22 protein-coding genes and 2 pseudogenes are annotated in these 20,528 nt (G+C 71.5%); 10 read left to right on the top strand and 14 right to left on the bottom strand.

The features are described 5' to 3' along the window. Positions 1–368: 368 nt before the first annotated feature. On the bottom strand, positions 369–1,616 hold the full coding sequence (gene fxlM / locus ABZX22_RS43710) for a methyltransferase, FxLD system (RefSeq protein WP_354922789.1): 1,248 nt from the start codon (positions 1,614–1,616) through the stop codon (positions 369–371). A 291-nt stretch (positions 1,617–1,907) separates the two neighbouring features. On the opposite strand from fxlM, the gene ABZX22_RS43705 reads away from it, so the two are divergent. Continuing rightward, the gene (locus ABZX22_RS43705) at positions 1,908–2,081 is read left to right on the top strand and encodes a hypothetical protein (RefSeq protein WP_354922786.1); all 174 of its coding nucleotides are present in this window, start codon (positions 1,908–1,910) and stop codon (positions 2,079–2,081) included. A 316-nt stretch (positions 2,082–2,397) separates the two neighbouring features. Here ABZX22_RS43705 and ABZX22_RS43700 read toward each other — a convergent pair whose 3' ends face one another. Then, positions 2,398–2,637 (bottom strand): hypothetical protein, encoded by a 240-nt coding sequence (locus ABZX22_RS43700; protein WP_354922784.1) that lies wholly within the window; start codon positions 2,635–2,637, stop codon positions 2,398–2,400. 166 nt (positions 2,638–2,803) lie between these two features. Here ABZX22_RS43700 and ABZX22_RS43695 point away from each other — a divergent pair, with 166 nt between their 5' ends. The 6 genes from ABZX22_RS43695 (at position 2,804) to ABZX22_RS43670 (ending at position 9,082) form a co-directional block, all read left to right on the top strand. Beyond that, the gene (locus ABZX22_RS43695; RefSeq protein ID WP_354922781.1) at positions 2,804–3,262 is read left to right on the top strand and encodes a ribosomal protein L7/L12; all 459 of its coding nucleotides are present in this window, start codon (positions 2,804–2,806) and stop codon (positions 3,260–3,262) included. A gap of 17 nt (positions 3,263–3,279) precedes the next feature. Next, positions 3,280–3,522, top strand: coding sequence for a hypothetical protein (locus tag ABZX22_RS43690; RefSeq protein WP_354922778.1), 243 nt, complete (start codon positions 3,280–3,282; stop codon positions 3,520–3,522). Positions 3,523–3,898: 376 nt separating this feature from the next. Continuing rightward, on the top strand, positions 3,899–5,572 hold the full coding sequence (locus ABZX22_RS43685) for an enoyl-CoA hydratase-related protein (protein WP_354922775.1): 1,674 nt from the start codon (positions 3,899–3,901) through the stop codon (positions 5,570–5,572). Positions 5,573–5,621: 49 nt separating this feature from the next. Next, positions 5,622–7,151 carry a UDP-N-acetylglucosamine 1-carboxyvinyltransferase gene (locus ABZX22_RS43680; RefSeq protein ID WP_354922772.1) on the top strand — a complete coding sequence of 510 codons (1,530 nt, stop codon included), beginning with the start codon at positions 5,622–5,624 and terminating at the stop codon, positions 7,149–7,151. A gap of 119 nt (positions 7,152–7,270) precedes the next feature. Further along, the gene (locus ABZX22_RS43675) at positions 7,271–8,302 is read left to right on the top strand and encodes a tyrosine-type recombinase/integrase (RefSeq protein ID WP_354922769.1); all 1,032 of its coding nucleotides are present in this window, start codon (positions 7,271–7,273) and stop codon (positions 8,300–8,302) included. Positions 8,303–8,452: 150 nt separating this feature from the next. Further along, entirely contained in the window at positions 8,453–9,082 is a 630-nt protein-coding gene (locus ABZX22_RS43670) for a LysE family translocator (protein ID WP_354922766.1), read from the top strand. Positions 9,083–9,387: 305 nt separating this feature from the next. Here the strand turns inward: ABZX22_RS43670 and ABZX22_RS43665 are convergent, their stop codons facing one another. From ABZX22_RS43665 to ABZX22_RS43645, 5 genes are all read right to left on the bottom strand, one after another. Further along, positions 9,388–9,831 carry a cytochrome P450 gene (locus ABZX22_RS43665; protein ID WP_354922763.1) on the bottom strand — a complete coding sequence of 148 codons (444 nt, stop codon included), beginning with the start codon at positions 9,829–9,831 and terminating at the stop codon, positions 9,388–9,390. Continuing rightward, positions 9,782–10,180, bottom strand: a complete 399-nt coding sequence (locus ABZX22_RS43660; RefSeq protein WP_354922761.1) for a hypothetical protein — start codon at positions 10,178–10,180, stop codon at positions 9,782–9,784. The genes ABZX22_RS43665 and ABZX22_RS43660 overlap by 50 nt, the downstream gene beginning before the upstream one ends. Positions 10,181–10,192: 12 nt before the next feature. After that, positions 10,193–10,909, bottom strand: coding sequence for an AraC family transcriptional regulator (locus ABZX22_RS43655; RefSeq protein WP_354922758.1), 717 nt, complete (start codon positions 10,907–10,909; stop codon positions 10,193–10,195). Between the two features lie 191 nt (positions 10,910–11,100). Next, on the bottom strand, positions 11,101–11,625 hold the full coding sequence (locus ABZX22_RS43650; RefSeq protein ID WP_354922755.1) for a GyrI-like domain-containing protein: 525 nt from the start codon (positions 11,623–11,625) through the stop codon (positions 11,101–11,103). A 2-nt stretch (positions 11,626–11,627) separates the two neighbouring features. Further along, positions 11,628–12,398, bottom strand: a complete 771-nt coding sequence (locus ABZX22_RS43645) for a MerR family transcriptional regulator (RefSeq protein ID WP_354922752.1) — start codon at positions 12,396–12,398, stop codon at positions 11,628–11,630. Positions 12,399–12,479: 81 nt separating this feature from the next. On the opposite strand from ABZX22_RS43645, the gene ABZX22_RS43640 reads away from it, so the two are divergent. Further along, entirely contained in the window at positions 12,480–13,244 is a 765-nt protein-coding gene (locus ABZX22_RS43640; RefSeq protein ID WP_354922749.1) for a MerR family transcriptional regulator, read from the top strand. A gap of 65 nt (positions 13,245–13,309) precedes the next feature. Here the strand turns inward: ABZX22_RS43640 and ABZX22_RS43635 are convergent, their stop codons facing one another. From ABZX22_RS43635 to ABZX22_RS43625, 3 genes are all read right to left on the bottom strand, one after another. Further along, positions 13,310–14,107: a putative protein N(5)-glutamine methyltransferase gene (locus ABZX22_RS43635; RefSeq protein ID WP_354922746.1), complete on the bottom strand. Its 798-nt coding sequence runs from the start codon at positions 14,105–14,107 to the stop codon at positions 13,310–13,312. A gap of 276 nt (positions 14,108–14,383) precedes the next feature. Continuing rightward, a complete protein-coding gene (locus tag ABZX22_RS43630; protein WP_354922743.1) occupies positions 14,384–15,211 on the bottom strand; it encodes an alpha/beta fold hydrolase in 828 nt (275 codons plus the stop codon). A 189-nt stretch (positions 15,212–15,400) separates the two neighbouring features. Further along, complete coding sequence (locus ABZX22_RS43625; protein ID WP_354922740.1) at positions 15,401–17,116, bottom strand: ATP-binding cassette domain-containing protein; 1,716 nt, start codon at positions 17,114–17,116, stop codon at positions 15,401–15,403. A 66-nt stretch (positions 17,117–17,182) separates the two neighbouring features. Here ABZX22_RS43625 and ABZX22_RS43620 point away from each other — a divergent pair, with 66 nt between their 5' ends. Continuing rightward, complete coding sequence (locus ABZX22_RS43620) at positions 17,183–17,905, top strand: TetR/AcrR family transcriptional regulator C-terminal domain-containing protein (RefSeq protein WP_354922737.1); 723 nt, start codon at positions 17,183–17,185, stop codon at positions 17,903–17,905. 13 nt (positions 17,906–17,918) lie between these two features. On the opposite strand, the pseudogene ABZX22_RS43615 reads toward ABZX22_RS43620, so the two are convergent. The 3 genes and pseudogenes from ABZX22_RS43615 to ABZX22_RS43605 form a co-directional block, all read right to left on the bottom strand. Continuing rightward, a pseudogene (locus ABZX22_RS43615) lies at positions 17,919–18,140 on the bottom strand (Tn3 family transposase); the annotation flags it as partial. A 9-nt stretch (positions 18,141–18,149) separates the two neighbouring features. Next, positions 18,150–18,611 carry a cysteine hydrolase gene (locus ABZX22_RS43610; RefSeq protein ID WP_354922734.1) on the bottom strand — a complete coding sequence of 154 codons (462 nt, stop codon included), beginning with the start codon at positions 18,609–18,611 and terminating at the stop codon, positions 18,150–18,152. 202 nt (positions 18,612–18,813) lie between these two features. After that, a complete protein-coding gene (locus tag ABZX22_RS43605; protein ID WP_354922792.1) occupies positions 18,814–19,236 on the bottom strand; it encodes an MFS transporter in 423 nt (140 codons plus the stop codon). 101 nt (positions 19,237–19,337) lie between these two features. Here ABZX22_RS43605 and ABZX22_RS43600 point away from each other — a divergent pair, with 101 nt between their 5' ends. After that, entirely contained in the window at positions 19,338–20,090 is a 753-nt protein-coding gene (locus ABZX22_RS43600; protein WP_354922731.1) for a LysR substrate-binding domain-containing protein, read from the top strand. Between the two features lie 105 nt (positions 20,091–20,195). On the opposite strand, the pseudogene ABZX22_RS43595 reads toward ABZX22_RS43600, so the two are convergent. Further along, positions 20,196–20,528, bottom strand: a pseudogene (locus ABZX22_RS43595) (hypothetical protein); the annotation flags it as partial.

The following is a 20,528-nucleotide window of genomic DNA, read 5'->3' as shown; positions in this document are numbered from 1 at the left end:
CCCGCACCTCCAGCGCAGGGCCATGGCCGGCTCGCCAGCCCACCAACTCGCCGCCATCGGGCGCGTACCGCCCGACGCCGCCCGGCAGCGGGGTAGTGGCACCTCCCACCCGGACCGGCAACACCAGCGCAGACCGGGGGAGCTGGACGGTCGCCCCGGCCGCACGCCTCACGCAACCGCATGACCCCCGCGACGCATGGCCCCCCGCATGACCCCGTGACTCAGGACCCAGGTGTCCCAGGGCCCCGTGTCCCGGCGACACCGAACCCGGTTCTCCGCTTGACCCCGGTCTCCGACAACCGGTCTGCATGACTGCGGCAACTCGGATCACCACGTGATGGATCCGGCCACGGTACAGCCGACCGGCCTCACGCCCAGGCCATGACCAGCCGGGTGTGACGCTTGGCGAACACGCGGCCGACAGCCGGAACCGGCACCGCGACCTCAGCGGGATAGAGCGCGAAATCCGGACCGGGATGCCCCCTCCAGTCACGATCCCACGTCCGCACATGGCCATGAAGCCGCCGCATGAGCTCTGCGCCGCCGGGCCCGTGCCCGTGCACACCGAGCTCCCACCCGAGCTCCCACCCGCGTTCCCCGGCCCCACCGTCCACCGGAGCCTCGCGCAGCGTGAGATAGGCGAAACTGTCCGGCGTGATCAGGGCCGGGCAGTACCAGCGCGTGGCGGGCTCCACGACCCGGCCGCCGTCGCGCTCCCAGTCCCGCCAGATCATGCCGAAAGACTCATCCATGGTCACGATCCACAGGTTCAGCGAGTCGAACGACTCGCCGCGCCGCACGGTCACCCCAGTCCACGCCTCGACCCGGCTCGACGTCAGCGCCCGGTCGAGCGCGCCGACGTCGAGTTCAGGCCCACCCTCGATCGTCAGCCGCACACCACCATCCGCGACAACCGCCTCCTGATGCGGATGCACCCCCGCGCCCTGCATCGCGACGAACCCGCACACGGTCGGATCCAGCCCGACGAACCCGTCGCCCTCACGCACGAACGTGATCGACCTGGTGATCGTCCCGAACACCAGCGGAACCACCATCCGGCCGCCCACGGCCAGCAGGCGCCCCCACGGGCAGTCCCACGCCCCGACCGTGACCAGGATGGCGTCGAAGCCCTCGACCGGCACGTACCCGTCGGCCGCGTCCTCGGCGTCCCCCAGGACCACCGTCACCTGCGGATAGCCGGTCTCGGCCAGGAAACGGCCCGCCCGCTCGGTGATGAACGGGTCGATGTCCACGGTGACCACCAGACCCGCCGGGCCGACCACCTCGGCGATCAGCGCCGCATTGTACCCGCCCGACCCGATCTCCAGCACCTTCGCCCCCGGAAAGAGCCCGGCGGCCTCCAGCATCTCCGCCTGCAGCCAGGGCGCGCTGATCGAGCTCGTCGCCCTGCCCACGTCATCGCGCTTGGTGACGACCACGTCCTGCACGGAGTAGGCGGCCTCGAGCGGCGCCTCCGGCGCGAACCTCTCGCGCGGGACCCTCGCGAAGGCCGTCGCGATCTCGGGGGAGCGGATCGACCCCCGCTCGGTCAGCGCCGCGACCATGTCGGCGCGCAGGCGGTCGGGCGTCTCGGATGACGGGGCGTCTGCGGTCATCGGCCAACACTACGTTCGCCCGGCGACAGTCCCGGGCCTGCGGGCGAGGTACGGACAGCCCCGGCCAATGCCACCCGCAAGCGGCGACCCGGACCTTCCCCAGCCGCCACGGGGGATCAGCCCCCGCACGCCAGGAGAGAAACACCCCCTGCTCCCGCCGTACGCCAGGAAGGCCGGCGCAGGACAGGGGAAGGCAGGTGGACGGGGGCAGGCGGGTGTGCGGGCAGGGGCCGACCATGGGCGGCGTGACCATGGGCGGCGACCGCCACGACGAGAACCACGGCGAGGGCGATGACGGCCAGGACGGCGACGAGGATGCCCATCGCGGCACGAGAGCTCATCGCCGCGGGGGAGCGCACCGAGACGATGGCGGAGAAGTGGGGCACCCTCCGGCACCCCGCGACCGCCCACCAGGGCGGGACCGTCGCCACCACCGACACGCTCGGCACCCTGCTGAACCCTTGAGATCAGCCCGCCACGACAGAAGCAACGCCTTGTCGGCCGACTCCGCCCGCCCGCCAGGTGCTCACCAGAAGACGCCTCGACGCCGTCGAGACGGCCGACGCCATCCTCACCGCGCCGCCACGGAAGAACCTTCCGCGCGCACTCATGAACGGTCTGCGCCTACCGAACCGCTCCTGACCATCACCGTGCGCGTCGTGCGCGGCCCCGGCGGAGCGGCCGAAGCACCCGAACCCGGCAGCGGGGGAGAGGAGCGCGTCCGAACACCGAAAGGCCCGCGGGGCCGTACCCCGCAGGCCATCACGACCGGTTGAAGAACCTAGGACGTCAACACGCGCACACCAGGAGACTGCGGCACCGCCACGGGCGCCTGCCGTACGACCTCCACCGGCTGCTGGTGAACCTGCGGCTGCTGCCGCGCGGCGACCCGCTCGACACACCCGCCCTCGCAGTAACCGTTGGTGACGATCAGCCGAGCACGAGTCGCCGTGTACGACTCACGCCCCGAAGCGGGCAGAACCCCCTGGCACACCTGGCACAAGACCGCGTCGTTCCCCACGTGTGCTCCCTTATCCGACGTACGGACTACCCACACTATGCGACGCCCCCATCCCGGGTCAGCCTTTCCCACGAACCGTCAAAGCCTCCGTCAGGAGAGCGCGGCGAAAGCGCTACTTGACATAATGTTCATTATCGAGCAAACGTTGATCGCGTACGATCACGCCATGCCCAACATCGGAGTGCCCGAGATAGGCATCCTCGTCGCCGTCCTGGCCGTCATCGCCATCGCCGTCGTCCTCGTCGTGACAGCCGCCGCGCGCGCAGGCCGCACCTCCGTCACCCACATGACCACCAGCGGCCCGCTGCCGCCACACGACCTGGAAAGCGCCCTGCGCACACTGATCGCCGACGGCAAGCAGATCCACGCCATCAAGCTTTTGCGCCAGCACACCGGCCTCGGCCTCAAATCCGCCAAGGACGCCGTCGAGGCCATGGCCGCGGGCCGCGACCACCCCGCGCTGGCCCGCCTGCGACCGCCCGCACCCGCTCTGGCCAGGCCCGACCTGGCCACCAGGGTCCGCGAGCTCAAGGCCGCCGGCCGTACCGAGCAGGCCGTGCACCTGGTGATCGGCGAGACGGGCATGAGCCTGGGCGACGCCGAGACCTTCGTCCGGACCCTGTGATCCCTTACGATCGCATCATGACGAGCATGGGCTCCCTCGTCCTGCTGACCGTTCTCGTGACCGCCGTGATCATCTCGCTGATCGTCCTGGCCGTACGGCTGACGCGGCATCCGCGCAACCGGCTCCTGCCCAGCCTGGACATCACCGACCAGGCGCGTGAGCTGAAGGCGACGGGCCAGTTCCAGGACGCGGTCTTCCTGGTGCGCGGTGAAACGGGCATGAGTCACCGCGCCGCCACCCGATTCGTACGGAAGCTGTGAATCGACGCTAAACCGGACAGAAGGTGAATTCTGTTTGGTTTAGAAAACGGGGCGAACCGGACCTCCGGCCTGCCCTCGACGACTCACGCGCCCAGCCGGCTCCCGCAGCCGGCCCCGCAAAGCGGGCGCGGCGCCGCTCCCCCGCCGCCTCGTCGCGGATCATGCGAGCACATCGGGTCGCGTGACGCCCTCTCCCCCGGCGCGGCCCTCTTTCGCTCACGCCACAAACCCATGCGAAATGCCCGCTTTATCCCCTTTCGCCCAGATCTCGGCGCCGGAAAAATCGGGAATTTGCGCTGTTCTGTCACTCGGGTTTGCTTGGGCGTGTCAGCATCACTTGCCTAGTCGAAGGTTCAGCTCTGAAGGATGCTCCAAAGTGCGGATTCTGCTTCTTGTCTCGGCGTTCAACGGCCTGACCCAGCGCGCGTGGATCGAGTTGCGCGAAGCCGGTCACGAGGTGACCGTCGAACTCGCGATCTCCGAGGAGGTCATGCTCGAGGCGGTGTCCCTGGCCAAGCCGGACCTGATCATCTGCCCCTTCCTGAAGGACCGGGTGCCCGAGCGGCTCTGGCGCGAGCACCGGGTGATCATCATTCACCCCGGCCCGCGCGGCGACCGGGGACCGTCGTCGCTGGACTGGGCGATCCTGGACGGCGAGCGGCGCTGGGGTGTGACGGCCTTGCAGGCGGCCGAGGAGATGGACGCGGGGCCGATCTGGGGGTGGCGGGAGTTCGCCCTGCCGGAGGATCCGATGCGCAAGAGCAGCCTGTACAACGGCCTGGTCACCGATGCCGCCACGGAGCTGGCGCTGGAGGTGGCGAGCAAGGCGGAGGACCCGTCGTTCGTGCCGGCGCCGCTGGACTACGGGCGGCCCGAGGTGTGGGGCCGGTTGCGGCCGGCGATGCGGCGGGCGGATCGGGAGTTCTCGTGGGCGGAGTCGTCGGATCGGGTGGTGCGGCGGATCAGGGCCGCTGACGGGGCGCCGGGGGCGGCGGCGGTGTTGTGCGGGATGGACGTGCGGGTGTTCGACGCGCGGCTGGGGCCGCAGCTTCTGGGTCAGCCGGGTTCGGTGGCGGCGCGCCGGGGTGGGGCGGTGCTGGTGCACACCGGGGACGGGACGGTGTGGGTTGGCCAGTTGCGGCGTGAGGATCGTGGTGGGGTGAAGCTGCCGGCGGTGTCGGTGCTGCGGCGGCGGCTGGGGCGGGCTCCGGCTTCTCAGCCGGGGTTCTCGGAGATCACGTATCAGCGGGCCGGCCGGGTGGGGGTGGTGAGTTTCGACTTCTACAACGGGGCGATGGCCACCAACCAGTGCCGGCGGTTGGTGGAGGCGCTGCAGTACGCGGTGGCACAGGACACGCGGGTGCTGGTGGTGCGGGGTGGTGAGGTGTTCTCCAACGGGATCCATCTCAATGTGATCGAGTCGGCGCGCCATCCGGAGATGGAGGCGTGGATGAACATCAATGCCATCAACGGGGTGTGCCGGGAGATCATCGGGTGTACGGGGCAGTTGGTGGTGGCGTCGGTGGGCGGTAATGCGGGTGCCGGTGGGGTGATGATGGCGCTGGGGGCCGATCGGGTGCTGGTGCGGGAGGGGCGGGTGTTGAACCCGCACTATCGGACGATGGGGTTGTTCGGTTCGGAGTATTGGACGTATGTGTTGCCGGCGCGGGTGGGTGCGGAGCGGGCGCAGGAGTTGACGGGTGCGGCGTTGCCGGTGGGGGCGCAGCAGGCGGTGTCGATGGGGTTGGCCGATCGGGTGGTGAAGGGGTCGCGGGAGGAGTTCGAGCAGGAGGTTCTGGAGTACGCCGAGCGGTTGGCGGGGCGTGATGACCATGGGGATCTGGTGCGGAGGAAGCTGGCGCGGCGGGAGGAGGATGAGCGGCGTAAGCCGTTGGACGCGTATCGGATCGAGGAGTTGGCGGAGATGAGCCGGGACATGTTCGATGATCGGCGGGGGTTCGCTGCGGCGCGGCGGGATTTTGTGGGGAAGGTTAAGGCGGTGGTGACGCCTGAGCATCTTGCGTCTCATCGTGGTGTGTCTGGTCTCTGAGGTCACGCCTGTCGCTGCAAGATCTCATATGTGAGATATGTTGCCTCTTGTGGCAGATGACTATCTTGTACGGATCGGTAAGCTGATCAGGGACGCGCGCCAGCACCGCGGGTGGACGCAGCAGCAGCTCGCGGAGGCGCTGGGCACCAGCCAGAGCGCGGTCAACCGCATCGAAAAGGGCAACCAGAACATCAGTCTTGAGATGATCGCCCGTATCGGTGAGGCGCTCGACAGCGAGATCGTGTCCCTGGGCTATGCCGGTCCGATGCACCTGCGGGTGGTGGGCGGCCGGCGGCTGTCGGGCAGCATCGAGGTGAAGACCAGCAAGAACGCCTGCGTGGCGTTGCTGTGCGCGTCGCTGCTGAACTCCGGCCGGACGATCCTGCGCAAGGTGGCGCGGATCGAGGAGGTCTACCGGATCCTGGAGGTGCTGGCCTCCATCGGGGTGCGGGCGCGGTGGATCAACGGCGGCGGCGATCTGGAGATCGTGCCGCCGGCCCGGCTGGACCTGGCCTCGATGGACACCGAGGCGGCCCGCCGTACCAGGAGTGTGATCATGTTCCTGGGGCCGTTGATGCACCGCACCGACCAGTTCGACATCCCGTACGCCGGCGGGTGCGACCTGGGGACGCGGACGGTGCAGCCGCACATGAGCGCGCTGCGGCACTTCGGGCTCGAGGTGACGGCCACGGGCGGGATGTACCACGCCAAGGTGGACGCCTCGGTCTCCCCCAGCCGGCCGATCGTGCTGACCGAGCGGGGCGACACGGTGACGGAGAACGCGCTGCTGGCCGCGGCGCGTCACGACGGGGTGTCGGTGATCCGCAACGCCTCCTCCAACTACATGGTGCAGGACCTGTGCTTCTTCCTGGAGGAGCTGGGTGTGAAGGTGGAGGGGGTCGGCACCACGACGCTGACGGTGCACGGGGTGCCGCACATCGAAGTGGATGTGGACTACTCCCCCTCCGAGGATCCGGTGGAGGCGATGAGCCTGCTGGCGGCCGCCGTGGTGACCTCCTCGGAGCTGACGATCTGCCGGGTGCCGATCGAGTTCCTGGAGATCGAGCTGGCGGTGCTGGAGGAGATGGGCCTCGACCATGACCGGGGGGCGGAGTACCGGGCGGCCAACGGCCGTACGCGGCTGGTGGATCTGACGGTGCGGCCCTCGCGGCTGGTCTCCCCCACCGACAAGATCCATCCGATGCCGTTTCCCGGGCTCAACATCGACAACGTGCCGTTCTTCGCGGCGATCGCGGCCACGGCGCAGGGCTCGACGCTCATCCACGACTGGGTCTACGACAACCGGGCGATCTACCTGACGGAGCTGACGCGGCTGGGGGCGTCGGTGAAGCTGCTGGATCCGCACCGGGTGCTGGTGGAGGGGCCGACGCGGTGGCGTTCGGCGGAGATGATGTGCCCTCCGGCGCTGCGTCCGGCGGTGGTGGTGCTGCTGGCGATGATGGCGGCCGAGGGCACCTCGGTGCTGCGCAACGTCTACGTCATCAACCGGGGGTATGAGGATCTGGCCGAGCGGTTGACGGCGCTGGGCGCGCGGATCGAGATCTTCCGCGACATCTAGGGTGCGGGTCCGGGGCCGGCGGACGAGCCGGCCGGCCCCGGACCGGCTGTGCTCCGGCTGTGCTTTTGTCGGTGCCGCTCGATACGGTCGTGCCGCGGATCTTCTAGGCGAGGAGGGGCATGCGGCCGGCGGAGCTCAACAGGCTGACGGTGGCGCAGGCGGTCGACCGCTATGTGGAGCTGGTACGCGCCAGGACGGTGACGGGGGCGCTGTCGGCCTCGACGGCCGAGGTGTACGCGCGTGACGCGGCGACGCTGGTGGCGCTGGCCGGTGAGCAGACCGTGCTGGACGATCTGACCGGCGAGGACGTGGATGCGATCTTGCTGGCGTTCGCGCGCAAGCCGGACGGGCGGCGCTCCGGTGCGGGCGGGGGGTTGCAGAGCGCTTCGTCGCAGGCGCGTTTCCGGCGGTCGATCTCGGCGTTGTTCAAGCACGCGACGCTGGCCGGCTGGGTGCAGATCAATCCGATGGCGGCGGCGACGGTGACGGCCAGGGAGCGCGGCGGGTTGCGGCCCGAGCGGCGGGCGTTGACGCGTGAGCAGGCGCAGGGGTTGATCGGGGCGGCGCGGGAGCTGCGGCCGGCCGAGCCGGCGGCCGGGGGGCGGCGCAGGCGCGGCGACCAGCGGATGGAGCTGCGTGACGGGTTGATCGTGCTGCTGCTGTCGACGCTGGGGCCGCGGGTGTCGGAGCTGGTGCGGGCCAACGTGGAGGATTTCTACACCAACGACGGGGTGCGCTACTGGCGGATCTTCGGTAAGGGCGGCAGGACGCGGGACGTGCCGTTGCCCGCGGTGGTGGCCGAGGCGCTGGAGGCGTACCTGGCAGGCGGGCGGGCCGAGTCGGCCGACAAGGCGTTGCTGCTGTCGTGGCGGGGGCGGCGGCTGGCGCGTGGTGACGTGCAGGCGGTGATCGACAGGGTGCAGCAGGGGGTGGATCCGGCGCAGCGGCGTTCGGTGACGCCGCACGGGCTGCGGCACACGACGGCGACGCATCTGCTGGCTGACGCGGTCGACATGGACGCGGTGCGCAGGGTGCTGGGTCACAGTGACCTGTCGACGCTGGGCCGCTACCGTGACGAGCTGCCGGGTGAGCTGGAGGTGGCGATGCGCGTCCATCCGCTGCTGAAGCCGCCGCCCGACGGGCGTGGGTGATCGTCGGGTACGGCAGGCGGTGGCCGGCCGCTGTCCGTCCAGGGCCCGCGGTCGTCACGGGAGCGGACGCCCCGCTCCTTCATGACGTCAGGGATGCGCCTGCTCGGGGGCGCGTGGCCGGGGCGGCCGACGGGCGGCCATGATGGAGGCATGATGTCGGCTGTGCTGTCGTTCGCGGTTGTCGCGGGTTTCCTCACGATCGTCCCTGGCCTTGACACGGCGCTGGTGCTGCGTTCGGCGTTGACGCAGGGCAGGCGGCAGGCGTTCGCGACCGCCCTGGGGATCAACACCGGTGTGCTGGTGTGGGGGGCGGCGGCCGCGGCGGGCCTGTCGGCGCTGCTGGCCGCTTCGCAGGTGGCCTTCACGGTGGTGCGGTACGCGGGCGCGGCCTACATGGTGTGGTTCGGCGTGTCGTTGATCGTCAAGTCGTGGCGGGAGGGTCTGGCAGCGTCCGCGCCCGCGCCAGCCGGGGCCGGCGGTGGTGTGCTGGCGGCGTGGGCGCGGGGCGCGCTGACGAACCTGCTCAATCCGAAGATCGGCGTCTTCTACGTGGCGTTGCTGCCGCAGTTCCTGCCGCCGGAGGCGCCGCCGCTGGTGGGCGGGCTGCTGCTGGCGTTGGTGCACAACCTCGAGGGCATGGTGTGGTTCGCGGTGCTGATCGCGGGGGCGCAGGTGGCACGGTCGTGGCTGGAACGGGCGTGGGCGCGCAGGGTCGTCGACGGGGTGACCGGGGCGGTGCTGGTGGGTTTCGGGGTGCGGCTGGCCTTGTCGCCGCAGTAGCGCCGGTGGCGCGTGCGAGCACGACCTGGGGTGTGCGCGACCTGGGCGATGTGCGTGGCCTGCACCCGCATGACCTGCATGGCGGGCGCGGTGGTGCGGATGGCGGGCCTCACCGATGACGCCTGTCCCTCCGCTCCCGCCGCGCTGCCCGGGCGCCTCTCCCCCGCGTCTCGTGCCTGGCGCCCGTCCCCGTGTGTCCCTGACCGGGGACGTGCGGCTGCGTCTCTGCGCCCCCGGTGCCGCGTCCGGCCGGTGAGCCGGGCGGGCGCGCCGCGCCACCAGCTCGGCCCGGGGATCAGCCCCAGCTACGGGCTGACCAGCGCTAGATCGAGCAGCTCGATGCCGACCGGGGTGCGCTCGGTCGCGATCCGGCCCACCGACCACGGGCCGGGGAACCGGCGCAGCAGTGCGTGAACCGCGACCGCGAGCTCGTACCTGGCCAGATGCGCGCCGAGGCAGAAGTGCACGCCGTGGCCGAAGGAAAGGTGCTCGTTGGGCGTTCGGTCGGGACGGAACTCCTCCGGCTCGGCGAACACCCGGGGGTCCCGGTTGGCCGACAGCACCATGGCGATCACCCGCTGGCCGGTCCCGATGGCGTGCCCGGCGATGCCGGCCGGGCCGGTGGTGAACCGGTCGGCGCCACCGATCGGGGGCAGGAACCGCAGCACCTCCTCGATGGCATCCGGTACCAGTCCAGGGTCAGCCCGCAGCCGGGCCAGTGCGTCCGGGTGAGCCGCCAGGCACAGCACGGTGTTGACCAGCAGGGTCTTGGTCGTCTCGTGGCCGTTGATGAGCAGCAGCGTGCAGAAGTGTGAAGGCCCGGCTGACCAGTCGGCGCAGCAGGTGGTGCCGGGGCGGGTCCATCGCCGACAGACCGCCGAGAACCGGGTTGTCCCGGTGCGGCACGGGTTGCGAGCTGTAGCGCAGCTCGTCGGAGGAGAACATCGAGTAGTCGGTGAGCACCTGGTTCACCTCGGTGTAGCCGTGCACCACCCAGGCACCGAACGGTTCAACGAAACGCACCCCGTCCCCGGCGAGACCGTCCCGTGCGGTCTCCCGGTGCCAGTCGAGGATCTCCATGACAACGTCATCAGCCATGCGTCGAGTGTGTTAGCCCCGGCCGGTCGAGGCTTGGAGAAAACGGACATCCGGCAGCAACGTGGTCGGCGGCGCCCCCACCGCGTGCCGGAACTCGGTGAGCAGGTGTGACTGGTCGTAGCAGCCGCTGCGCACGGCGATGGCCGCCCAGTTCGGGCGCTCGCCCTTGGCCACCGCGGCGTGCGCGGCGGCGAGCGCGTGGTGCAGGCGCACCACGCGCGCGTAGGACTTGGGCCGCAGCCCGACCGCCACCATGAACCGCCGCCGAAGTTGCCGCTCGGACAACCCAGCCTGGGCGGCATGCCGGTCGACCGGCGCACCTGGCGCCGCGTGCATGGCCGCCAGCACGATGCGCACCCGCTCGTCGACCCGGCATTGCCCAGCCCGTGCCCGCACCAGTGCCAGCGCTCCTGCCAGCCGCTCGATCACCGGCCCGTCCAGTCGCCCGACCTCGATGGGCGCCCCGGCCAGCGGCACCTCGTCGGCCGCGACCCCGAACAGCCCGGTCACCGTCCCCGGTCGCAGCCGCACCCCCACCAGGGATCCGCCCTCGGGCAGCGCCCCCTGCCGAGCGCGCGTCTCCGGCCCGGCCAACCAGCACGCCCCATCAGGCATGACCAGCAGGTCGACGGAGGGCTGCGGCAACCCTCTCGGCACCACGTCGCCGTCGAGCACCCAATTTCCGGACACCAGGTGGGTCAGGTCGGCGGGCACGGGCGGAGCGGTCACCCGTGCAGTCAACCCGGTGGGCCGCCGCGTTCGCCAGCGATTAAGCGAACGGTGGGCGCGGAATCGAATCCCGAACTCGCCCCCTGCCGCCGCGCGGCCGTCCGGCGAGCTGTCGTGTAGGCAGGCGCACACGGGGCTCCTGGCAGGCCGAGATGCGTAGACAACACCTCAGCTACCAGGAGCCCGTCCTGTCAGCCCGTGGTGGCGGCGCTCCTGACCGGCTGGCGCAGCAGGGTGCGCAGCTTGGCCGGGTCCTGCTCCTGCGGGTCCGACAGGTACACCTCGTGATGCGGCCCGTTGTGGACCAGGCCGTGCTCCTTCATGTACTCCTCCATCGCCGCCAGCGTCAGAGGCTCCTCACTGAAGGGCCCCTCGTGCAGCAACTCCACACACTCGCCCTCGGTGAAGGTGACCACCTGCACCCGGTCGACCGCCGCGCCGGAGGGACGGGCGGCCTCCCTGGCCGCCTCCATCGCGCCGGGCTCGGGCGCCTGCGGCAGCGGCAGGTGCAGGTGCCAGCGCCACTCGGTGCGCGGCACGGTCAGCGGCGGGCGGCTGTCCTCCACCCACCAGCGGCCCTCCAGCGGGCCGACGGCGGCGTTCATGGCGCCGGCCACGGTGTAGAGGGCGGCGAGCGCCGCGCCGTACTCCGGGCCGCCCGGCTCGCCCAGACCGGTGACGGTCAGCGCGGTGACGGGCCCATAGCTGGTCTTCATGATCAATCCTCCAAAGGAATCTGCAGATGGGTGACGAGCTGGTCAGGAGGGGTCCGGGCGGGGTCGGAGACATACACCTCGCGGATCGGGCCACCTGCGGCCTGGCCGCGCTCGGCGCACCAGGCCAGCAGGGCGTGGGCGGTCAGCGTGACCTGGTCGTAGGGGCCGACGTGGGTGGCCTGGGCGAACCTGCCGCCAGGCAGCACGCGCGGCCTGGTCCCGGCGATCGGCTCGCCGGTCACCAGCGCCACCTCGACCGTGCACGGTTCGGTCAGCTCGACGGGGAACAACCCGATCAGCTGCGGCTCCCGCACGGCCGTACCGGCTGCCGCCAGGAGGCGGGCCACACAGGCGGAGGTGGCGCGGGCGATGTCCAGGTCGCCCGCGGCCTGCTCCCCCGTCACCGCCACCAGCCGTGACGGCTCCTCCACCTCGACCACCTGCGCGGCCGGCAGCCCTTCGCTCATGACCCTTTCGAGGGCGGCCAGCGTGCGCTGCCGCCTTTGAAGCTCGGCCTCCAGGTCGTCGCGGACCCGGCCGAGCGCGCCTTCGGTTCCTGACAGGACCTGGCCGATGACCGCCAGCGGGACGTCCAGCGAACGCAACAACCCGATCGACAGCGCCTGGCGGGCCTGGGACGGGTGATAGTAGCGGTAGCCGCTGTCGTCGTCGATGTGGGCGGGCCGCAGCAGGCCGAGCTCGGCGTAGTGGCGCAGTTGCTTGACGCTGAGCCTGCTGAGGCGGGCGAACTGCCCGATCGGCAGAAGATCCATGGCTCAAGCATGGACTCTCCCACCGAGGGAGAGTCCAGCCGACGTTGACCCTCACGTAGCGGGAGGGTCCATGCTGGGGGCATGAGTTTGTCCGTGGGGCAGGTCTCGCGCCTGGCGGGGGTGACGGTGCGGACCCTGCACCACTACGACGAGATCGGGCTGCTGTCGCCGAGCCGGCGCAGCCAGGCGGTCTACCGCCGCTACGACGATTCCGACCTCGAACGGCTGCAGCAGGTGCTGTTCTACCGGGAGCTCGGCTTCGGCCTGGAGGAGATCACCGGCATCCTCGACGAACCCGGCAGCGACGAGATGACGCACCTGCGCCGCCAGCACGAGCTGCTCACCGCGCGCATCGACCGGCTGCGCCAGATGGTGGCGGCCGTGGAGGTCGCGATGGAGGCGCACACCATGAACATCACGCTGACGCCCGAGGAACGCCTGGAGGTCTTCGGCGACTTCCGGCCCGAAGCCTACGCGGCGGAGGCGCAGCGGCGCTGGGGCGACAGCCCCCTCTACGCCGAAAGCCGCCGCCGCGTCGCCTCCTACACCAAGGCCGACTGGGTGCGGCAGCGCGGCGAGGCCGAGGCGATCACCGCCGACCTGGTGGAGGCGTTGCAAGCCGGGCTGCCCGCCGGCAGCGGGCAGGTGATGGAACTGGCCGAGCGGCACCGCCTGCACATCAGCCGCTGGTTCTACCCGTGCTCGCCCGACGTCCACCGGGGCCTGGGCGAGCTGTATGTGAACGACCCGCGGTTCACCGCGACGTTCGAGGCGCAGGCGCCGGGCCTTGCCGCCTACCTGGGTGAAGCCATCCGGGCCAACACCGCCCGCCTGCGGGACGCGTGAGCAGGCGGGCGGTACGGCCGGGCGGGCCGGCCGTCAGCGGACCGTCGAAGGCCGCCGGGCAGCGGCTAAGGGCCGGGGGTGCCGATGACGACGGTGGCCTCCATCTCCTCGCAGGTGACCACGCGGGCGCGCAACCCGCTGCTGGTGAACGTCTCGACGGCCTGCGGCGCCTGCCGGCGGCTGGTCTCCACCAGCAGGCTCGCGCCGGGCGCCAGCCACACCGAGGCGGCGTCCGTCACCCGGCGCATGACCTGCAGCCCGTCGGCTCCGCCGTCGAGCGCCACCCGCGGCTCGTGCACGCGGGCCTCGGCGGGCAGCAGGTCGACCTCCCGGCTGGGCACGTAGGGGACGTTGGCGATCAGGACGTCGACCCGGCCGCGCAGCCGCTCGGGCAGCGCCGCCAGCAGGTCGCCGTGGTGGACGTGACCGCCGAGCCCATCGAGGTTGCGGCGGGCGCAGTCCACCGCGGCCGTCTCGATGTCGGCGGCGTGCAGCTCGAGCCCGGGCACGGCGGTGGCGACCGCGGCGCCCAGGGCGCCCGACCCGCAGCACAGGTCGACCACAACGGCGGGCCGGTCGGGGGCGCCGGCCCGGCGGGCCAGCTCGATGGCCTGCCGGGCGAGGACCTCGGTACGGCGGCGCGGGACGAACACCCCGGGATCGACCGCCACGCGCAGGCCGCAGAACCGCGCCCAGCCCAGGACGTGTTCCAGCGGCAGGCCGGCGGCGCGCCGTTCGACCATGAAGGTCAGCTGGTCGGGTGTGGCGGCCGTGGCGATGAGCAGTTCGGCTTCGTCCTCGGCGAAGACGCAGCCCGCCGAGCGCAGGGTGGTGACGATGAGGGACAGCGATGGAGCCGGCATGGGCGCCTTTCGGGAAAAAGATCCTGTGGGCGCTCCCCGCGGGTCACGCGCGTGTGGCGGCCCGGGCGGCTGTGCGGTGGGAGCACCCAGCCTGACGTGGCGAAATGGGTCTCACCTCCTTGGTCGCTGCCGTGCTGGAGATCGCCACGATACCGGAGCGTCCCCGGCGCCGTCACCCGGGGTGCCCTGCGCGGCCGGCGCGAGGAAGCCAGGGCGTCGGCCGGGGTTCCGTCGGCCGGGTTCGGCCGCCTCCCAGGGGCCGCCGGGCCCGGCCGCTCAGCTCGCCAGTTCCGCGGTGAAGCCGGTCAGCAGCGCGGTGACCTGCTCGGGCCGCTCCAGCGGCGGCAGATGGCCGGTCCCGGGCAGGTCGACGCGCCGCGCCCCGGCGATCCCGGCCGTCAGCAGGTCCGACACCTGCTGGATGCCCGGCACGTCACACAGCCCGTTGACGACCAGCGTCGGCACCCGCACCTCGCCCAGCCGTTCGGCGGCCGCGGGGGCCAGGAACCTCTGGACGGTCGGCGGGCCGCTCCACAGCCGCTCGAACACCGTGCGGCACATCGTCACCGCCCGCTCCCACACCTGGTCGGTCAGGTCGGCCCGCCCCCGCGAAGGACCGGCGACCTGCCACAGCACCTGCGCCCGCGCCATCGCCAGCGCGTCGCCCGGCTCGACCTCGGCGCCGCCCTGCCGGTAGCGGGCCAGCCGCTCGGCCGGCACCGCGCTGTTCACCCGCTCGCGGGCCTGCTCCAGCATCTCCGGCGGCCAGGTGTGCCCGGCCAGCCCGGAGGCGATCAGCGCCAGGCCGCTGACCCGGGCGGGGGCGGCCAGCGCGGCCTCGACCGCGTAGGCGCCGCCCATCGAGCAGCCCACCAGGGCCGCCCGCTCGACCTGCAGCCTGTCCATCAGCGCCAGCAGGTCCTCGTGGTGGCACACCTGGCCGTCGGTGTCGCCGGAGCGGCCGTATCCGCGCCAGTCGTAACGGATCACCCGGTGGCCGGCGGCCAGCGCGGCGAACTGGTGGTCCCACATGCGGCGATCGGCGATGGCGCCATGGATCAGGATCACCGCGGGCCCGTGGCCCGCCTCTTCGTAACTCAGCATGCCGGGCAACCTAGCTGGACGGCCGCCGCCGCGGCGATCATGTTCGCCACCGGCGTGCACGACCGCGCCGCCGGCCGTAGGAGGCGGGGCGCTGCGGCCGACCCCTGGCGCTCCGCGTGCTTGCCGGACTTCTCGTCGGCGAAGATCCGGATACAGCCCGCTTCGGTGAGGGCACTGGTGGCAGGGGCTTCAGCGGGCACGCTCAACCCGAGCTTCGTCCCAGACCGGTTCGCTGCTCTCGTAGACGGTTCCGTCGGCGCCGAAGATGAGGAAGCGGTCGAAGTCGGCGGCGAACCAGCGGTCATGGGTCACCGCCAACACGGTGCCGGCGAAGGACGCGAGGCCCTGTTGCAGGGCCTCGGCGCTGGCCAGGTCGAGGTTGTCGGTGGGTTCGTCGAGCAGCAGCAACGTCGCACCCGACAGTTCCAACAGCAGGATCTGCAGCCGGGCCTGCTGCCCGCCGGACAGGGTCTCGAACCGCTGATTGGCGGCTGGTGCGAGTTCGTAGCGGGCGAGCGCGGCCATGGCTTCGTTCAGCGGGAGGGCATGCCCTGCTGTGACCAGTTCGGCGGGGGTGTGGCCGTGCAGGTCGGGCCTGGCGTGGGTCTGCACGAAGTGGCCGGGCACCACCTGGGCGCCCAGCCGTACAGAACCGCTGTGACGTACGGAGGGGACCGCGCCGTCCGCCGCTTCGGCCAGCAATCGCAGGAAATGAGATTTGCCCGAGCCGTTGGAGCCGAGGACGCCCACGCGTTCGCCGTACCAGATCTCGGCGTCGAACGGCCGCATCAGTCCGGTGAGTTCCAGGGCGTCGCAGACGACGGCGCGTTTGCCGGTCCGGCCGCCGCGCAGTCGCATCCGCACGTTCTGCCGCTTGGGCGGGCGCTCGGGCGGGCCTGCCTCCTCGAAGCGCGCCAGTCGCGTGCGGGCGGCCCGGTAGGCGGACGACAGCGCGTCGTTGTTGGCCGCTGTCTGCCGGAGGGTCTGCACCAGGCGCTTGAGCTTGGCGTGCTCCTCGTCCCAGCGGCGGCGGCGTTCCTCCAGCCGGTCGATGCGGTGCTGGCGGCCCTGAGCGTAGGTGGCGAAGCCCGCGCCGTGGACCCAGACGCCGCGCGCTTCCACGGTCACGATGCGGTCCGTGGCGTTAGCCAGCAACTGCCGGTCGTGGGAGACCAGTAGCACGGTCTTGGATGTGGCGCGCAGCTGATCTTCCAGCCATAGCTTGGCGGGCACGTCGAGGTAGTTGTCCGGCTCGTCCAGCAGCAGGACCTGATCCGGCCCGCGCAGCAGCGCCTCCAGGACGATGCGCTTTTGCTCGCCGCCCGACAGGGTACTCACGGGGCGTTCCCGGACCGCGTCGTAGGGCAGGCCCAAGGCCGCGGTCGCGCAAGTGTCCCACACCACCTCCATGTCGTAGCCGCCGGCGTCGGCGTAGTCGCTGATCGCCTGCGCATAGGCCAGCTGCGTCGTCTCGTCGTCGCGTTCCGCCACCGCTGACTGCGCCCGTTCCAGGTCGGCGGCGGTGGCGCGGACCCGGTCGGAGGCCACTGACAGCAGCAGATCATGCAGGGTCCGGTCGTCGCGGACGCTGCCGATGAACTGCCGCATCACCCCCAGCCCACCCGAGCAGGCCACCCGGCCGTCGTCCGGTTGCAGATCCCCGGCGATCAGTCGCAGCAGGGTGGTCTTGCCCGCGCCGTTCGGTCCCACCAGACCGGCCTTGGCGCCCTCGCCGATGCGGAACGACACCTCGTGAAGGAGCAGCCGGCCGTCCGGCAGCACGTATGTGAGCCGGTCCACCTCGACGTGTCCCGCCACCGTGTTCCTCCCTGCCGGTCGCACTTCGGACCAGGATCGGACCGTCGTTCTGGCAACCGGATCATTGATCCAGTGCTCGAACACCATACTAGACTTGCCTTCGCAAAGAGGAGGGACGCATTGGGAACGAAACACTCAGGATCGCCAGGGGACGTGTGGCTGCGGCCGCCGGCGCGGGCGGCGCGTGAAGCGCCGCCGCTGAGCCGCGACCGAATCGTGGATGAGGCCATAGCCCTCCTCGATGAGGAAGGCGCCGACCGGCTGACCATGCGGCGGCTCGCCGAGCGCCTGGGGACCGGCTCCACGACGCTGTACTGGCACGTGAAAACCAAGAACGATGTCCTTGACCTCACCCTCGACGCGATCTTCGCAGCGGTTGAGATCCCGCGCGCAGACAGCCAGGACTGGCGTGCCGGCATCACCGCGCTGATCAGCGGGTGGCGTGCCGTCCTGCTGGAACATCCCTGGTCGGCAGCGCTGCTCGGCCGTCCGATGCTGGGCCCCCATGTACTTGCCCGCAGCGAGTTCCTGTACGCCACCCTCCTGGATGCCGGGGCCACCGAGCCGCACTTGACCGCCGCCGCGTACAGCTTGTCCAACTACGTCATCGGTTCCGCACTCATGCAGGCAACCTGGACGGCCGGAGAGGAGCAGGCCACGCGAGCTGCCGCTCAGGATTACTTTCGCGCCAACCGTGACCGGTACCCCGTCCTGGCCACCCATGGTCCCCTCGCCGAGGACAGCGACTGGGAAACCAGCTTCACCTTCGGCCTTACCTGGCTCCTCGACGGCATCCAAGCCACCATCAGTGCCTCCAGTGCCGGCGGCGCTGCCAATGGGCCATCCACGAAGGCTGCAAGCCACGCCCGCCAGTGAGACAGCGGGACCGCAGCCGTGCGTCGGAGATGTCGGCGATCCGAGGCGAGAACTGGTAGCCGCAGATCGCGAACAGCCCGAAAACGATGTCGACGTACGACGCGGTGTCGGTGATGACGGTTTCTGGCTCCGGACCGCCGTCGCGGGCGTGGATGGCGTCCAGGACGAACAGCCGGGCACGACGAGTCACCCGGTCGTTGACGACGTTGAGCCAGGTGGGGCCCTTGTGCCGCAGACCGAACGGTCATGCCCGGCCGGTGTTTGCCCGATCAGGACGGCTCGCGTGCAGGAGCGAGCGCAGTTCGGCGGTGTCGATGATGTGGGCCAATCTGGGGAAGACGCCGGCCATCAGGGTCTGGTGGGCTTGCGGGTCCGGGTCGGTGACGCCGTCGGACAGGACGTAGAGCTGGTAGTCGCGGTCGGCGGCGTCGGTGACGGTGGACAGGACGGCGCCGCTGGTGCTGATGCCGGCGATGACCAGGGTGGTGATTCCGCGATCCCGCAGTTGCCGGTCCAGGTCTGTCGTCGACAGCGCGCCGTAGCGGGTCTTGCGGACGGTGATGTCGCCGGGCTCGGGAGCGAGGCCAGGATGTGCTGCTGGTAATCCATGACGAGCAGTGCGGCCGTCCGGGGGTCCAGCGCCGGGGTCGTGACGGTCATGTTGTCTCCTTGGGTGATGAGGGCGCCCTGACAGGCGGGATCGCACGCCAGGGCCGGACTGCATATGGGGCGCGTGAGCCGCGATGTGCCGCGATGTGCCGCGCCGCGACCCCACCGGCCACGGCGAAGCCTGTCGCGCCCATCTGCGAGCTCTGCGCGCGGGGGGCGAACCGCTCCGGCAGGGCGGCGCGACCCGATCGCGGTGACGGCCGTTGCGGCCGTCGGGGCGGCCCGTCAGGCGCGGCCCGTCAGGTGCGGCTGGGTGCCGGCTCCGGCTCGGCGAGGGGCGCCGCGGCGCGTCGGGGAAGCAGCAGCGGCGTCGCCAGCAGGAGCACGCCGGCCAGGCCGATGGCCGTGCGCGGGCCGAGCAGGCCGCCCAGCACGCCCCAGACGGCCGTCAGGAGCGCGGTCGAGACCTTGGTGGTCACCGACCAGGCCGACAGCGTGCGGGTGACCCGCTCGGCCGCGGTGCGCTCGAGGCGGTAGGTGGCGTAGACGGGGTTGAAGACCCCGCAGCAGAAGATCAGCCCGAGCTCGACGCCCATCACCAGCAGCAGCCCCCCTGTCCCCGGCCCCAGGAAGGCCAACCCGACGGGCCAGATCGCGCGCAGCGTCCCGGCCGCGACCAGGACCCGGTGCCGCCCGAACCGGGTGACGAGCGGCCGGGCCAGCCGCGAACCGAGCAGCCCGCCGATCGCGGGCGCGGCGAAGGCCGTACTGCCACGGCGCGAACCCGAGTTGGCCGAGCATCACAACGGCCAGCAGCGCGTCGGTGGCCATCACCAGGCCGTTGAACAAGGCGGTGTTGAACAACAGCGGACGCAGCCTCGCGTCGGCGAGGATGTACCGCCAGCCGTCGAGCAGGTCCCCGGCCCGCATGCGCGCGGCCTGCCGGCGCTCGGGCCGCGAGATCGACCTCGACGTGGTGATGCTGTTCGATATCGAGCGGGCCGTCGCCGCCATTCGCTCCGGCGCGATCGACGCGTCCTTCCGCGCCGTCGCCATGCCCGGCCGGCCCCTTCCCGAGGACATCGAATCCGTCCGGGTGCTCGACGAACCGCTCCAGCTCCTCACCGGCCCCGCCCACGCGCTGGCCGGCGCCCGGTCGGTGACCATCGCTCAGCTCGCCGGGCACCGGATCTGGATGCCCGGCATCGTCCCCGGGACCGAGTGGGCCGCCTACTACGACGACCTCGTCGCCGAGTTCGGCCTCACCATCGAGGCGACCGGCCCCAACTTCGGCTCCGACGCGCTCCTCGACACCATCGCCGACACCCCGGCCCTGGCCACCTTCATGGGCGGGCAGACCCGCCTGGTCTGGCCCGCCGGCCACGGCCTGCGCCGCATCCCGGTGACCGACCCCATACCCGTCTACCCGCACTCGCTCCTGTGGCGCCGCGACAACCCCCACCCCGCGCTGGCCACCCTCCGCGCCCACCTCGCCGCCACAGCGTCCACTGCGGCCGCAGCGGCCGGTCCCGGCGCCGCCGGGACCTGGGCGCCGGACTGGGCGATCCCACGCTGAACGCCACCCCGGCGGCCCTGACCGATCCTCCCCGAAGGCCCGATCCGGGTCAGGTGGACGGCCCCGGCGGACGCGCCGCCGCCGCCCGGCGACGGCCCGCGACGGTCAGGCCGCCGCCCGCGACGGGGCCAGCGCCGCCGACGTCAACGCCCTGGCCAGCGCCGGCTCGGTCAGAACGTCCACGTTGTCGCACAACTGGTCGATGCTGCCCGCCGGCGGCAGCGCCCGCACCTCCGGATCACGGATCGACTCCAGCAACGCCGCCGCGAACCGGTCCCCGCCGATCACCCGGAACGGCCGCGCGTGAAAACGCCGCACCGCCGGATCGAGCGGCGCCGTCAACGCGATCCTGTTGTGCACGGCGGCCAGCCGCTCGTAGGCCGAGCACAGCGCCTGCTCCCGCTCACCCCAGGAGCGGGCCGCCACCGCCCCGGCCAG

The organism is Nonomuraea sp. NPDC003804 (genome assembly GCF_040610675.1).
Classification (GTDB): domain Bacteria; phylum Actinomycetota; class Actinomycetes; order Streptosporangiales; family Streptosporangiaceae; genus Nonomuraea.
The sequence above is the reverse complement of the archived record's forward strand: the minus strand, read 5'-3'. Positions and strand labels throughout refer to the sequence as shown.